The organism is Halocatena marina (assembly GCF_023276375.1).
In the GTDB taxonomy this organism is placed as follows: domain Archaea; phylum Halobacteriota; class Halobacteria; order Halobacteriales; family Haloarculaceae; genus Halocatena; species Halocatena marina.
On record NZ_JALLPK010000001.1, the window covers coordinates 1,874,987 to 1,890,972 of the forward strand.

Consider the following 15,986-nt stretch of genomic DNA (forward strand, 5'->3'; position numbering starts at 1 on the left):
TTTCTGACTGAAGCAGATCTTCGGTCTGACGATCTCGAACGATGCTGCTGATGGCGCAGTATCGCTGTACGGCGACTGAGACCTGATCAGCGCCCAAGGTGTCTGTGCTCGCATCACCGTGTGATCACTATCATAAAAAGAGTCTCGAGATTCGAATAGACCGTCTTTGACGATAGTGAATTTGTCTACGTGATGATGGAATGTGCTCTCCACGAAACAGAGAGAACCGACGCTCAACCGAACACGGCAATCAATCAAAATTGTGCTGTACCGTTTCAACAGGTGCGTGTCTCGCTATTCGACGTCCTCCGGAGTGAATTCGACAGAAGGAGAAAGCACCTGGTTCGTAAGATCACGCGCCACCCCCGTTTCGGCTAACTTTCTAATGTTCTCGATAGCGATGTCAGACATTCTGGACCAGTGCTTCGGTGTGTGGCCCCCAGTATGTGGCGTGATGAGAACGTTCTGCATGCGCCACAGTGGATGTTCCGACGGGAGTGGTTCGGGATCAGTCACATCGAGCGCCGCACCACGGATATCGTTGAACTGCAACGCAGAGACAAGAGCATCGGTCTCGATGATGGGTCCCCGTGCGGCGTTGACGATGACAGCGTGTGGTGGGAGTGTGGCTAGGGCTGCTTCGTCGATAAGCCCGCGAGTTGTCTCCGATAGCGGACACGTAAGAACGAGATAGTCGGTACGGGAGAGGGCAGCGTGGACGGCGTCCGGATCGTATCCGTAGACTTCATCGGTCGGACCTCCTTTCGACGGCGTGTATCGAATGCCAATCGTCTCGACGCCGAATCCAGATAGCCGCTCGACGACTGCGTTTCCAATTGCTCCGAGTCCCACGACAGTGACGGTTTTTCCCGATAGTTCACCCGCTTTGTAATGACGCCATTCGCGTCGCTCTTTTCTCCGCCATCCTTCATGCAAATTTCGTGAAAACACGAGCATCGATCCAATTGTCTGCTCAGCAATTCCCGGAGCGTGGACACCGCTTGCATTGGTCACAGCGATATTCCGTTCTCTGAGGGCATCCAACGGGAGATGACCGACACCAGCAAAAACACAAACAAAGAGATCGAGATTCTCGGCTCGTTCGAGCAGTGCTTCGTCAATACCGACACCGGTTGCGACGGACACATCAGCGAGAAGGGCCTGCTCCTCTTGTGGCGTCCTCGCAAGCCGAACATTGTGGTCTGGAAGTCGATCACGAAGGAGCCGGGCGTATGGTTCCATCGAGAGACCTTCGGTTCCTTCCCGGAGCACAACGATATCTGGACTGGACTTAGTCATGACGTACTCTCCTCATTGGTAGCCGTACGCGGATACTGATAGACCGAACATCTTAAACTTTGACGTGCGAGCAAATCGATTGTCAGAGATCTCGACGTTCGATTTTCGTCGGTACTCTACTAATGCAGCGGAAGAACCATTTATGAACACCGAGACGTATTGTTGGGTGTATTATCGTATGTCGAGCTCAATACGGAATCGGCTTCGATCGCTTCGTCGCCAGTTCCACCGGTATCCAGAACCAGCATGGTGTGAGTTTCGCACGACGAGCCTCCTCGTCGAACTGCTGGAGGAGATTGGTGTCGACGAACTGGCCATCGGAACAGACGCACTCGTCTCTGAGGAACGAATGGCCGTCCCATCTGAGGAGGAAATCGAGTTGTGGTATCAGCGAGCGCACGATACTGGAGCACGGGCAGACGTTCTCGAACAGACGGCAGGCGGTCACACGGGGGTCGTTGCGAAACTCACTGGAAACGAGGATGAACCGACGGGGCCTCACGTTGGCCTCCGTGTCGACATCGACGGCCTGTTCATCGAGGAATCGACGAGTGATAACCACGTCCCCGCAACGGAAGGGTTCCGATCAGAACACGAGGAAACGATGCACGCCTGTGGTCACGACGCACACATGACGATCGGGTTAGGGGTCATCGAGGCGATCCAACAGAGCGACTTTGACGGGACGTTGACCGTTTTCTTTCAGCCCGCAGAGGAAGTGTCCGGCGGCGGTAAGCCGATGGCTGAAAGCGACCACATGGACGCCATCGAGCATCTCTTTGCGGTTCACGTCGGTCTCGATCATCCGACAGGCACGGTCGTCGGGGGAATCGTAAAGCCGCTGGCGATGAGCCACATCACCGCCCAGTTTACGGGAACGCCTGCCCACGCTGGGAAGTCACCGAACGAGGGGAACAATGCGATGCAAGCAATGGCGAGCGCGATTCAAAACGTCTACGCGATCTCTCGCCACGAAGACGGAATGACGCGGGTCAATATCGGTCGTGCAGAGTGTGGCACAGCGAGCAACATCATCGCAGAGGAGGCCACGATTCACGGGGAAGTCAGAGGGGAAACGACCGAGCTCATGGAGTACATGCGCGGGGAATGCTTTCAGACGCTTGACGCAGCCGCAACGATGCACGGCTGTTCGGTCGATCCGACTGTCATCAGTGAATCTCCCAGAGCTGACAGCGATGAGACGCTTGCAACGCTCGTTCGTGACGTTGCATCACTCCACGAGCACGTCGATACACCAGTGGTGTCCGCGGAATTCGGAGCGAGTGAAGACGCGACCTTTCTCATGAATGCTGTACAGCGGGCTGGTGGGTACGCGACCTACGCAATCATCGGGACAGACCATCCGACGAGCCATCATACGCCGACGTTCGACGTGGACGAGCAGAGCATCGAAATTGGTGTTGACGTACTTTCGGAATCGATTCAGCGAATTGAAGAGGTACGCTCTGACGCATGAGATCAGAAACGATCGTCACACCAGTGGAGATTGAAGCGGCGAACAAACGCATCAGCTCAATTGCTCATCGAACGCCACTCGATCGTTCGACGACGTTTGCACAGATGAGCGACGCTGCTTCGGTTGGACTGAAACTGGAGAATATGCAGCGGACCGGTTCGTTCAAGATTCGAGGTGCGTACAACATGATGAGCCAGCTTCCAGCCACAAAACGGGAAAACGGAGTTGTCGCATCAAGTGCGGGAAATCACGCCCAAGGAGTCGCGCTCGCTGGACAGGAACTGGATATCGAAACGACGATCGTCGTGCCTGAAGTGACGCCCGCGGCCAAGATCGCGGCGACCCGTGGCTATGGTGCGACAGTCCTCGTCGAGGGAGACATCTACGAGGATTCCTATCAGTACGCGATGGATCTCGCCGACCGAGAGAACCGAACATTTGTCCACCCGTTCAACGACGAGCAGATCATCGCCGGTCAGGGGACGGTCGGTCTCGAACTCACAGAGCAGTTCCCGGCAGTCGATACGGTACTCGTCGCAATCGGTGGGGGTGGACTCATTAGCGGTGTCTCTGTAGCGCTCCGGAACCACAACCCGGACGTTCGCGTGATCGGTGTTCAGCCGGAAGGAGCGGCCCACGCAGCGCCATCGCTTGAGGCGGATGAAATTCAGGAACTGGAGACCGTCGATACCATCGCGGAAGGAATTGCGGATACGCGGCTCCTCGAAAAGACGTTCACGGTCATCCGCGAGACTGTCGACGACGTGGTCAGCGTGACGGATCAAGAGATTGCGACCGCGGTTTCGCTTCTCGCAGAGCGGACGAAAACCATTGCCGAGGCAGCCGGTGGAGCACCGCTCGCAGCACTACTTTGCGATACAGTTGACGTGCGCGGTGAGAACGTCGCTGTCGTCGTGTCTGGAGGTAACATCAATCTCACTGATCACGCCAACCTCGTAGAAACCGGACTGGTACAGCAGAATCGACTTCATCGCGTGCGTCTTGTACTCGATGACTGGGCTGCTTCACTCAGCACTGTCGTGGACCTCATCGAACAGGAGAACGCAGAGCTCATCGACATCGAGCGCAGACCACAAGCGCCGACGGAACAGCTGAATCGCTGCCCGGTGTTGCTCACGCTCGAAGGCAACGGAGCGGACCACTTCGAACGAGTCCTCGACACACTGAACGAGCACGAAGAGATTACGGTAAAGTAATCCAACGCTACCACGCCGTCTCAGGTCGTAGGGTGCTACTCACTTCCGTAGTATCAAGAGAACATCAATGTCCATCATATCAGGAGAAATCTCACAGCTTCACGCCACAAATTGTGCTATCTGCTGATTAGGGATACGGGATGCGTCCATGTACGTTCGGTACACAGCCGATAACAAGTTTTAATTTATTCTGTCGACGTTGGTATTGCATGGATAGGGACACCGCAATCCCAGACACAGCAGCGCTGCCCGGACCTAATGCTCAAGCGTGGATCGATTTTCACTCAGAGTATGCAGCCGCAAGCGAATACTCTCACGAGTTCGTTTGGGACGTGACGGCTAAGGCGGACGGTCCGTTCGTTACCGATGTTGATGGGAACGTTCTCCTCGATTTTACCTGTCATATTGGCGCTGCGCCACTCGGGTACAACAACGAGAAAATCATGTCGAAGGTGCGTGAGTTCGATCTCGTCGAACCGACGAAGATTGCGGGACAAGATATGTACTTTGGTATTGGTGGTGATCCGGAGACAGCCGATATCCCCGGAGCTAGCCATCTCATGGAGAAGCTCGTCGCCATTTCGAGTGACTACGAGATGGACACCGTGTTCCTCTCGAACTCTGGTGCAGAGGCCGTCGAGAATGCGATGAAAATCACACACGACTACAATCCCACCGCAAAATACGCCTACGCATTCGAGGGAAGCTTCCACGGGCGTACGCTTGGAACGCTCTCGCTCACCCATTCAAAGGGTGTGTACACCCGCCATTATCCTGAAATCGCGGGCGTCAAAACGCTCCCGTTCTGTGACTGTGATGACAACTGTGAATGCGGTTTCGAGCGATCAGACGGTTCTCAGTTCCGGACTGCGCTCGAACCGGAGGGAGGACATGTCGAACCCGATGAAGTTGCCTTTGTCGTACTGGAGCCGATTCAGGGTGTGGGTGGCTACCGATTTCCGAACGAAGCGTTCGTCAGCGAAGTCGATGACGTGTGTAAATCGTACGACATCCCACTAATCGTCGATGAGATCCAGTCTGGGGTCGGCCGTACAGGGAAGATGTGGGCCTCTGATCACTATCAAATCGAACCCGACGTCATTGCTAGTGCGAAGGGCCTACGGGTTGGGGCGACAATTTCTCGTGAGGAGATCTTTCCCTCTGAGAAAAACCGTCTCGGTTCGACGTTCGGCGGCGGGGACCTCCTTGCCTCGATGCAAGGTGTGTTCACGATCGAGGCTATCGAACAGCACGACTTGCTCGATAATGCGACCGAGCGCGGTCGACAGGCGAAAGAGCTACTCCGTGACAACGCGTCTTCACACGTCGAGGACGTGCGCGGTAAGGGGTTGATGCTTGCTGTCGAGGTTGACAGCCAAGACAACCGCGATGCCGTCGTTGCAGCAGCCTTAGAACGCGGCCTTCTCATTCTTGGCTGCGGTAAGCGCACAATTCGACTACTGCCACCACTGGACGCAACCGAGCGAGAGATCGAGATGGGTATTTCCATTCTCTGTGATGCACTAGACACCATCACACCGAGGACTCACTAGCATGGCAGTTGAAAATGCAAAACCAGCATTCGTCGAACGCTGAACGCTGCTTTCCGAACCAAACCGCGTGAGACTGCTGTGACCAACGCCCGTTCGACGATTCGCGTGCGATAGGTGTCTCTGTCGGTCGTGAGTCGTCTGTTGCGGTCAAGCGACAAACAGACGGCGCGGGAATTCAGAGAGCGGTTCGGCTCCCGTCCCAGTAACACAGAACGTCTCGCTGAGTTCGACACCGAAGTCATCGAACCACAGCCCCGGAATCATATGGAACGTCATATCCGTTTCGAGTACGGTTTCGTCACCGGGACGGATGCTCGCGGTGTGTTCGCCCCAATCGGGCGGATACCCGAGACCCATAGAGTAGCCAATACGGTCCTCTTTTTCGACATCGTATTTTGCGATGGTATCTCGCCACACTTTCTCGACAGCTTCGCAGGTGACGCCGGGCTCGACCGCATCCAGTGCAGCCTCAATTCCCTCGACGACGATGTCTGCGGTTTCCTCAACTGCTGCTGGCGGATCACCGACGAATGTCGTTCGGGCGAGTGGCGAGTGATACCGGTGTCGACAGCCCGATAGTTCGATGATCACTGGGTCGCCACGCTCGAACTGACGATCGGTCCACGTAAGATGCGGTGTGCCGGTGTTGTCACCCGAAGGCATCAACGGGACAATAGACGGATAGTCTCCGCCGTACTCGTCCGTTCCGTCGATGAGAGCTGTGTAGATCGATCGAGCCGCCTCGTACTCTGGAACTCCCTCGGAGATAGCGTTGAGCCCCGCCTGCATTGCATTCTCGGAGATCCGGGCGGCTTGGCGCATGTATTCGAGTTCCTGTTCAGACTTCTTTACGCGCACCCAGTTGACGAGGAGCGTCGCATCTTCGAACTCGGCCACAGGAAGGTTCTTTTGTAGACGTATGTAGGACTTCGCTGTGAAATAGTAGGCATCCATCTCAAGACCGACGCGACCGTCGTCGACGCCAAGATCCTCCAATACCGCGGCGAAGAAGTCCATCGGATGGAGATCAACCGGAGAGTGTACGTGGTCGTCGCTGTAGGCTCGAATGCTCTCCTCGGAAAGACGGGTCGTCGCCCGTGCTCCATTGGCGTCCATCTCGCGGCCCACCCAGATCGGTTCGTCTCGGTTCCGGGTCACCACAATCCCTTGATGGACGTAGAATGACCAGCCATCGTAGCCGGTGAGGTAGTTCATGTTAGCCGGATCGCTGACGATGATTGCGTCCAGTCCTTCTTCTGCCATCCGTTCTTTCGTTCGGGCAATGCGCCGGTCGTACTCGCTGCTGTCGAACACCGCCTGAGACATGCTGAATTCTCACCTGAAAATGTGCGAAGACAGTATAAATGTTTTTTGTACATGAAACAACAATACATCGCTATAAAATAACAAATAGTACAATTTCATATTCGCTGTCCGGGCCCATCTCTCCAGTTCAGTGCTGCTCAGCAATTACTCTGAAGAAAAATCCGTCTCATCATGTGTCAACATGCGATTCTGAAAAGCACAACATTTAATACCACCTAACCCAAGCGAAAGGACGAGTGGTACCGTATAGCATAATTAACGGAACTGAAACACACATGACTCAGACACAAAACGGAGAGTACGGATCCGGAGAGGCGTTGCAAGAACAACGACGAATTCAAGGCACCGATACAGACAGATCACTCGTTTCGCCGGGAGCAGCGTATCGGGTGAGAACGACACGTTCCACAGCACAGTATCAATGAGTCAATCGAACGATCAAGGCCCGCTTGAAGAATTCGTCGAAGAAATCGAACCGGTGATCTTTGCGTTCGGTGCGGGGATCACGCTGTTGTTCGTCGCCATCTTTGCGTACAAACCTGAGACAGCAGGAGACATCGTCACGAGAGCAAATGACCTCGTACTTGCGCACTTCAATTGGGCGTTCCTTGTCATCATGCTCTTTTTCGTCCTCTTTCTCGGATTCCTCATCTTTGGTCCGTGGGGAAATCTCCGGTTTGGTGACGAGCCACCGGAATTCAGCTATTTTTCGTACTTTACGATGATGTACTCTGCGGGTCTTGCGGCCGGAATCGTCTTCTGGGGACCGGCTGAATCACTCATTCATTACGCATCCGTTCCGCCGCTGTACGACGTACCAGCGAAGTCAACAGCCGCAATGCCGATCGCGCTGCAGTACTCGCTGTTCCACTGGGGACTCACCCAGTGGTCCTGCTTCACCGTGATGGGAATCGGTATCGGATACTACGTCTACAACCACGATGCACCCCTCCGCGTCTCCTCGGTACTCACTCCATTCATCGGTGCCGACAGCATCAAAGATAGTTACTGGGCAACGATCATCGACATCCTCGCGGTGTTCGCTACGCTCGGTGGCGTTGCAACTTCGCTCGGATTCATTGGGAGCCAGTTTCTCACCGGCCTTAACTACAGATGGGGGATTGAACTGAACGACCTCTTGACCATCGGAGTCATCACAGGCATGACGGTCATTTTCACCGCTTCGTTGGTTTTAGGGATTGACCGCGGAATCCGGCGGCTCTCGAACTTCAATATGACATTGTTCGGCGTGTTGATGATCGGCACACTCATCGTTGGGCCGACGTGGGCCATTCTTCAAGTCGGCACGCAGGCGATGGCTGGATTCATCGGCGACTTTTTCAAAATGAGCTTGTTCACCCACGTTGCCGGAGGCGGCGAATGGGCGAACACGTGGACCGTCTTTTACTGGGCGTGGCCACTCGCGTGGTCGCCGTTCGCAGGCCTATTTATCGCGCGGATCTCTCGTGGTCGGAGTGTCCGCGAGGTTGCCTTTACTGGTATTGGTGCAACCGCAATGGCGACGATTCCGTGGTTTATTGTTCTCGGAGGGGCCGGTCTCCAGTTGCAAAACAGCGGTGCTGCAAATCTATTGGGGCCGATCCAAAACCCAAGTCTCGGTGAATCTGTCTCCGGGTACGTGCTCTTCGGTGCTCTGCCCTTCGGATCGATTTTCCTCTTTTTCTTTTTACTCCTCGTGATGACCTTCTTTGTCACGTCCGCCGATTCATCGACGCTTGCCGTCTCGATGATGGTTACGGGCGGGAAAGAAGAGCCCTCTGCAGGCAACCGCATCTTCTGGGGAGTGCTGCAGGGTTTGGTCGCCTCTATCCTCATGGTTATCGGCGGTGTGGATGCACTCCAGATGGCTGCGATCATCACCGGAGGACCGTTTGCAATCGTCGGGCTCGTCGCCTGTGTCGGCCTAATACGGTCGTTTCGGAAGAAGCATGGAAATCTTCTCCTTCAAGAGGAGACAGTCATCTTCGGGTGGTCGGAAAAGGAAACGACGGAGCACCAACAGAAAGTTGAACCAAACGATGATTGACGTTCGGTAGTGGAGCGTGCTGTGATTGTTCGGCACACCCGCTATCGTTTCTCGACACTGCTTGGTTTGAGGGGTGTGTTATTACTCTGGTAGCGACTCTATGCTGAATACACCCAAACGAATGACTCGCGCTAAAAGCCAGAGCATCGACTCGAACAACGCAGACAGTTTTCACGTATCACACGGCTAGAAGACAGATCCAGCTGACAGCGAATACGTGTATATAAATTTTCCATCATAATGCATGACAATCACCGAGATATGAAAATTTCCTATTACAGTTTACGAATTAAGTGGATTTAGATTGTTTGTAGTACTGAATACGAAGCGTTCAAGAGATCGACTCACCGCGATCATGCGTTAAGATTGTTATATTCTGATTGGATATTCGAGGTACTAGTTGCAGTCAAAACAGTTAGAGAGATAGTGCATATCCAGTTCTGTATGGCTTAATGGATCTAATCCGAGCCGTCAGTTCGTTCGTCGTGTATTCCTGATCAAATATCGATATATCAATGGTGAAAATTAGAAACTACTTGAGACAGCATTCCGATTCAAGGACAGACATACTACTAGATTCAATAATATCTTTTTTATTGCTACTTATGGCAGATGAACCAGAGATTGTGGATTTATTTACTATATAGTGTCATATAGGACACTCTCATCTCGCATCGTCCGGCCACGATAACAAAGGTAATAGATCAGCGATCGAGGAGCATTACGATCTGCGTTCGATTCGCTCACATCGTGCCTTCGTAAACTGGTGAGAATCGAGCAGTCTGTTGAATCATCGCAGGATCAGCTGTACTGATCGATAACGTCGATGAGTGCTGCTTTGTTCTGCATCCCGACGAGTTGTTCTACTGGCTCTCCATCGGCAAACAAGATCAGTGTGGGGACCCCTCGAACACTGAATTCGGTAGCAAGGCGCTGATTAGCGTCGATGTCGACTTTGGCGACTGCTGCATCGGTTTCGGCGGCGATTTCTTCAACAGTTGGCTCGATCATCTTACATGGACCGCACCAATCTGCGTAGAAATCAACGAGGACAACCCTGTGCGTTTCTGTGGCGTCCGTCAGCTGCGATTGCCCCTCGATGTGGATCGGATCGGAGGGGCTGTCAGTAGTGCCGACACCGTCGTTCTCGTGTGTTTCCTGTAGCTCCGCGAGTTTCTGCTCGCGGATCTCATCGATTGATCGATTCTCAGTCATCACGTTCTGGTATGTGGTGGACGATCTTAATTCTTCAGCACAGGAGCAATCCTCTACAGCCCGACGACCGATCCATCGCGGCGACCGTCGGCCACCCCGAGATACGCACCGTCCTGTGCGAAAATCGCTTGAGCGTTCCCGAGCGGCATCGGCTCGTCGGCAAACTCGTGGCCGAGTGCTTGAAGCTGCTGGCGGGCCTCTGATGGCAATCCAGGTTCCCAGATCACTTCCGGGTCAACGTCGTCGTAGAGACGTGGCTCTGCAATGGCCTCTGCGGGACTCATGCCGAACTCCGCGACGTTGAGGATGATTTGTGCAACTGTCGTGATGATGGTCTTTCCACCGGGGGAGCCGACCGTCATGAACGGCGCTCCGTCCTTGAAGACGATCGTCGGACTTGTGCTGCTGAGCGGTCGTTTTGTGGGCTCGACTTCGTTCGGTCCACCCGGTTTTGCATCGAAATCCGTCAGTTCGTTGTTCAGCATGAATCCGTGGTCGGGAACCATGATCCCCGTTCCGAAGAACTGTTCGATAGTGCTTGTCCACGAGACGAGATTCCCCTCGCTGTCTGCGGTAGTGAAGTGCGTTGTCTGACCGAGATCGCTCTGTAGCGAACTCGCTGCACGCTTTTGATTCGTGCGTTCACTTGGTGCCGTGTTGCTCTCATTCTGGGCAACGATTCGGTACGGTTGACCGGGTTGGTGGTCCCACGGATTCCCTGGTTCGACGCCAGCAAGATCAGCGCTCTCGAAGTCGATCAGGCTGCGTCGTTGATCGACGTACTCCTCGTCTAGCAATCCTTGCCACGGTACGTCGACGAGCGCTTTATCGCCCATGTACTCGCCGCGGTCGGCGTACGCCAGATGGAACGCTTCGATCAGTGCGTGATAGGTCTCTGGCGATCGTCGGCCGTACTGACGGAGATCGAGCTTCTCAAGCAGTTGAAGGATCTGCGCAATCGTCAATCCACCCGAGCTCGGCAGTGACTGTGTCCGAACGGTCAGATCTCCATACTCCCCAACGTCCGGGTGATCGATCGTGACGTTGTATCTAGCGAGATCCTTCTCAGTCATGCTGCCGCCGTGTTTCTGTACGACGCCAGCGGTTGCGGAGGCGATTTCACCGCCGTAAAACGCACCGATCCCCTTATTTTTGATCTGCCGGAACGTCTCGGCTAAGTCTTCTTGGACCAGCGTCTCACCCGCTTTGAGCGGAGTCCCACCGGGAGTGAACACCGACCGAGCAGCGTCGTTGAATTTGCTCTGTTCCTCTTGAATCACGCTTGCGAGGTGTTCATCAACTGTGACGGGGCAAGCACCACTTGCCAGTTCGATTCCCGGTGTAATCAGCTTTGAGAGTTCCTGCGTTCCGAACCGCTTGAGAGCTACATCGCACGCTCTGAGAGTTCCTGGCACTCCGACCGCTTCACCGAGCGTGATCCGCTTTTCAAACGGGATCGGTTCACCTTGATCGTCCAGAAACATATCCGCTGTTGCCCCGAGAGGTGCCCGCTCACGGTTGTCAATAGCGTAGAGTTCGTCCTCTTCGGCGACGTAGACGAGCATAAATCCGCCACCACCGATTCCCGAGCCGTGGGGTTGTGTTACGTTCAGTGCGAACTGAACCGCGACCGCAGCGTCGATCGCATTTCCACCATTCTGGAGCACGTCGACTCCGACCGCAGTTGCTTGGGGATGGACAGTCGAGACCATTCCTTCCGAACTCCGAGCCGTGTCCGGTGTTCGCCGCCGTTCATCATTGTTGCCATCCTCCGTAGACGCTCGGACGGCAGAGACGGGTATCGCACTCGCGCCAAGCGCAGCGGCCGATCCTTTTAGAAACGTCCGTCGATACGTGGTCGCCGTTCGTTCGTCCACCGTCAATTGATCCTCGTGTCTGTCCTCGCCACCGTCCTCGTTTGCTGTCATGACATGTTCCTGTCTCACTTCCACACATTAAATCTATCGGAGTTCTAAATACGAAGTTTATGGGGCTATTCTCCCGGTATACCAGACGGTATAGTTATAATACTATTAAATTGATATTTTCTAATTTTCTATGTTATTTGCTCAGAATAGAGTACTCTCGGAGTGGAGGAAGCATGCGTGAAGTCATTTCCGGTGGGTACACCAGAGACCATCTTATTGCGGGTTAAACAAGATATAATACCTCGCCCGAGTATTGGCGAACAATGCCACAGACTGCCGAATTCGACGTCGATGGGACACTCTGCCCGCTCGTTACGCCCTTTACAGACGGTGGTGTCGACCACGCTGGTCTCACCGCAATCATCGAACAAACGCTTACAGCAGGCATCGATGGCCTCGTTCCGTGCGGGACGACGGGCGAGTTTGCGAGTCTCAGTTCCAAGGAGTACCAGGCTGTTCTCGAAACAACGGTCGCCGCTGCCGATGGTGTTCCGGTTGTGGCCGGAACGGCTGACACGAGTATCCGAGGGACACGGTCCCGTATCGAGATAGCTGCGGACATCGGAGCCGACGCAGCATTGATTACACTCCCGTACTTCCACACCGCGAACGATCCAGCTGGATACCGGACGTTCATCGAACGAATCGCCGACAACTCGCCGCTTCCGGTGTATCTTTACAACATACCGGCCTGCACCGGTGCCAGCATCGATCTTGATGTTCTCGAAGCGGTCGCGGACCACCAGCGTATCGTCGGACTCAAGGATTCGAGTGGTGATTTGAACTACTTCACCGAAGCAGTCCGTCGAACGCCGTCGAATTTCCAGTTGTTCCAAGGCTATGATAGCAATCTACTTCCCGCCCTGTTCTTCGGCGCAACAGGGGGAATCAACGCGCTTTCGAACGTGATTCCCGAAGCGTTCGTCGACGCGATCGACGCCGCAAACGCCAACGACATCGAGACGGCCCACGAGATTCACGCGAATCAGATCGCTCCACTCTTCCAGAAGTGTATCGAGCACGGCTTCGCGCCGGCGAGTAAAGCGGGACTCGTTGCTCGTGGTGTCATCGACTCGACAGCGGTTCGACCACCACTCGTTACTCTTGATGCGGCGGCACAAGCCGATATTGCAGCCATTGTCGAGGCTGTCACAAACGATTCTTCCTAACTCGACGAAAATTTTGATTACGTCGAGAGTTCTGTGTGCGTTACACACATACGACTGTAACGAATCATTCGAGTGAATCGACAATCCACAACGTCTCGGTTTCGGGACGAGGAGTCTCTGAGTGCCTGATTCATCGAATACTGCAACAGAAATCTGACGTTCCTACTCGGATCCAGTATGGCTTATTCATTATGGCGGTCAACACTGGACAATGACTCGATACTCGTCTCTCGTTGTCGCCGACGATTTGACGGGAGCAAACGACACCGGTCAGCAGTTCGCCACAGCTGGTCTCGACACGGTCGTCATTCCATCGCATTCGACGCGACGACCCGACGCGGATGTACTCGTTGTGGACACAGACACTCGCACGAGTGATCCTCAGTCTGCCACAGCGGCAGTTCGGGACACGGTTTCTACGGTGTTGGCCACTCAAACGTACAAGAAGGTCGATTCGACGCTCCGAGGAAATATATCCGCAGAGATCGATGCAGCGCTCTCGGCAGTACCGTCATCTCTTGCTCTTGTCGCGCCCGCGTTTCCGGCTATGGGACGAATCACGGTTGGAGGGTACCACCTTGTTGACGGCATCCCGGTGTCCGAAGCTCCAGCGGTACAGGAGCGCGAAAACCCACCGACAGAGTCCACACTGACCGCCCTGTTCGCCGAATCTGAGTATCCCACTGCTCACGTGTCAATCGAGACTGTCGCCAGTGGTTCGACGGCCGTCGCGACACGCTTGCGTGAGATCCAGCAGGTACAGAATGCTGTTGTTAGCTTCGACGCAGCGACCGATATTCACCTTCACACCATCGTGGACGCCGGGCGTCGGCTCGAAGAGACACCGCTCTACGTTGGTAGTGCTGGTCTCGGGGCAGCATTTGGACAGCGTGTTTCAGCGCCCACGTCCACGACAACCTCCTCTGACGTGACCGAAACAGTCAACGCCGATCGCGTTCTCGGAGTCGTTGGAAGTACAAATCAGCGAACATTCGATCAACTACGCCGTGTCCCCGACGAATTCATCGTGACATTGGACATCGAACGAGCGATCGACGATCCGACGGGTGCAGGCACTGTTCTCGCAAGCGCTGCCCGCGACCGACTACACAGCGATGGAATCGCTGTCATCACGTCGGCAGTGTCGAACGCAGACGTGACCGCTGCCCTCGACCACGGGAAAACGCACGAAATCGGGAGTGAAAGCGTACGAAACACCATCTTGACGGCGCTGATAACTGCGGTATCGTCACTGTGGACCGAACACCCACCGGACGCCGTCTTCGCATCTGGCGGAACCGTGGCAGGAGCGGTCTTCGAAACGCTCGAGATCGATGCCATCGAACTGGGCACAGAGTCTGTCGAGCAGACGGTACCACTCACAACAGCAACAGCACGGGACGGTCGTCGGATAGCTCTCGCTACGAAGGCAGGTGGTTTCGGAAGCGATGACGCCATCGTGAACTGTCTGACCGCTCTTGGCGCAAAAATGACGGCTCTCAAGGAAAGCGGTACCGATACCAATGACAGTAATGATGATGACAACGGGTGATACGCTGTTTCAAATCGCTGCTCGCGTGTTTTGAGCGTTGGAAGCCAGTCTTAATGTGATTGGGCACACTCGTGCGGACGATGGCTTCCGAGCAACCACTCATTGGAATCACGATGGGTGATCCCGCCGGGATCGGTAGTGAGGTGATCGTCAGGGCGTATCCACAGATACACTCGTTTGCAAACGTGATCGTCATCGGCGATGAGACCGTTCTGAGAGACGCACTTTGTGTTTGTGAAAGTAATCTCACAATCGACTCCGTCGATAGCGTTGATTCGGCCTCGTTCGAAGCCGATACGATTTCGGTCCTTGATCTTGGTCGTATTGACACGTTCGAGTACGGACGCGTCGAAGCGGAGTACGGTCGGGCGAGTCTCGCGTACATTCGCCGTGCCATTGCCCTTGCGACAGCAGGCGACATCGACGCCATCACGACGGCCCCGATCAACAAGCAGGCGACGAATCGGGCTGGCAGCGAACACGCAGGTCACACTGGGCTTCTCGCCGAGGCCACAAGCACCGAACGCTATTCGATGATGCTCATTGAGGACACTCTCCGCGTCAGTCACGTCAGCACCCACGTCCCGCTCTCTGAAGCCGTCGAACGAGTGACGACCGAGAACGTCTATAAGACAATCGAGATCACCAATGAGGCACTCCTCGGACTCGGCATCGAAACACCCAAAATCGCTGTTGCGGGACTCAACCCGCATGCGAGTGATGGCGGCCTGATTGGACATCGTGACCTCGAAGAGATCGAACCAGCCGTCGAACAGGCTCGCGAGAATGGGATTCGAGCCTTCGGACCAGAATCACCGGACACGGTGTACGTGAGCGCGAGTCAGGGCGCGTACGACTGTGTCGTTTCGATGTATCACGATCAAGGGCACATCCCCATCAAAATGCTCGGATTCCAGAGCGAAGGTGGGATCAGCGGCGTCAATCTCACCATCGGCCTCCCCATTGTTCGGACGAGTGTAGACCATGGCACAGCGTTCGATATTGCAGGTGAGGGTATTGCATCCGAACAGAGCATGATCGACGCTGTTCGAACTGCTGTGAAGCTAGCACAAAATTGAGACAAATTATCAAATAGCAATGGTGTTCCGTGATCTGATCAGAATGTTTTGACAGTGTTACGGAGTAGATGATCTGATGCGATCGGAGCAAATTTCATACTGGTGTGGAAGATTCTTCACTGCA

Annotated in this window: 11 protein-coding genes; 7 read left to right on the forward strand and 4 right to left on the reverse strand. The window is 54.6% G+C overall.

The window, feature by feature from the left end; all coding sequences use genetic code 11:
- Positions 1–294: 294 nt before the first annotated feature.
- Positions 295–1,299 (reverse strand): NAD(P)-dependent oxidoreductase, encoded by a 1,005-nt coding sequence (locus tag MW898_RS08440; protein WP_248906220.1) that lies wholly within the window; start codon positions 1,297–1,299, stop codon positions 295–297.
- 178 nt (positions 1,300–1,477) lie between these two features.
- Between MW898_RS08440 and MW898_RS08445 the strand changes: the two genes are divergently transcribed.
- From MW898_RS08445 to MW898_RS08455, 3 genes are all read left to right on the forward strand, one after another.
- Positions 1,478–2,776, forward strand: a complete 1,299-nt coding sequence (locus MW898_RS08445; protein WP_248906222.1) for an amidohydrolase — start codon at positions 1,478–1,480, stop codon at positions 2,774–2,776.
- Positions 2,773–3,993: a threonine ammonia-lyase gene (gene ilvA, locus MW898_RS08450; RefSeq protein ID WP_248906224.1), complete on the forward strand. Its 1,221-nt coding sequence runs from the start codon at positions 2,773–2,775 to the stop codon at positions 3,991–3,993. Before MW898_RS08445 ends, ilvA begins: the two co-directional genes overlap by 4 nt.
- Positions 3,994–4,202: 209 nt before the next feature.
- Positions 4,203–5,546, forward strand: a complete 1,344-nt coding sequence (locus MW898_RS08455) for an aminotransferase class III-fold pyridoxal phosphate-dependent enzyme (protein ID WP_248906226.1) — start codon at positions 4,203–4,205, stop codon at positions 5,544–5,546.
- Positions 5,547–5,693: 147 nt separating this feature from the next.
- Here the strand turns inward: MW898_RS08455 and MW898_RS08460 are convergent, their stop codons facing one another.
- Positions 5,694–6,872, reverse strand: coding sequence for a M24 family metallopeptidase (locus MW898_RS08460; protein ID WP_248906228.1), 1,179 nt, complete (start codon positions 6,870–6,872; stop codon positions 5,694–5,696).
- Positions 6,873–7,293: 421 nt separating this feature from the next.
- Between MW898_RS08460 and MW898_RS08465 the strand changes: the two genes are divergently transcribed.
- Positions 7,294–8,919 (forward strand): BCCT family transporter, encoded by a 1,626-nt coding sequence (locus MW898_RS08465; RefSeq protein ID WP_248906231.1) that lies wholly within the window; start codon positions 7,294–7,296, stop codon positions 8,917–8,919.
- A gap of 801 nt (positions 8,920–9,720) precedes the next feature.
- On the opposite strand, the gene trxA is transcribed toward MW898_RS08465, so the two are convergent.
- Both trxA and ggt read right to left on the reverse strand, forming a co-directional pair.
- Positions 9,721–10,134, reverse strand: a complete 414-nt coding sequence (trxA, locus tag MW898_RS08470) for a thioredoxin (protein ID WP_248906232.1) — start codon at positions 10,132–10,134, stop codon at positions 9,721–9,723.
- A gap of 53 nt (positions 10,135–10,187) precedes the next feature.
- On the reverse strand, positions 10,188–12,062 hold the full coding sequence (ggt, locus tag MW898_RS08475) for a gamma-glutamyltransferase (protein WP_248906234.1): 1,875 nt from the start codon (positions 12,060–12,062) through the stop codon (positions 10,188–10,190).
- A 263-nt stretch (positions 12,063–12,325) separates the two neighbouring features.
- Between ggt and MW898_RS08480 the strand changes: the two genes are divergently transcribed.
- The 3 genes from MW898_RS08480 (at position 12,326) to pdxA (ending at position 15,862) form a co-directional block, all read left to right on the forward strand.
- Positions 12,326–13,231 carry a dihydrodipicolinate synthase family protein gene (locus tag MW898_RS08480; RefSeq protein WP_248906236.1) on the forward strand — a complete coding sequence of 302 codons (906 nt, stop codon included), beginning with the start codon at positions 12,326–12,328 and terminating at the stop codon, positions 13,229–13,231.
- Between the two features lie 211 nt (positions 13,232–13,442).
- Complete coding sequence (locus MW898_RS08485; protein WP_248906239.1) at positions 13,443–14,783, forward strand: four-carbon acid sugar kinase family protein; 1,341 nt, start codon at positions 13,443–13,445, stop codon at positions 14,781–14,783.
- Between the two features lie 80 nt (positions 14,784–14,863).
- Positions 14,864–15,862, forward strand: a complete 999-nt coding sequence (pdxA, locus tag MW898_RS08490; protein ID WP_248906241.1) for a 4-hydroxythreonine-4-phosphate dehydrogenase PdxA — start codon at positions 14,864–14,866, stop codon at positions 15,860–15,862.
- Positions 15,863–15,986 lie beyond the last annotated feature (124 nt).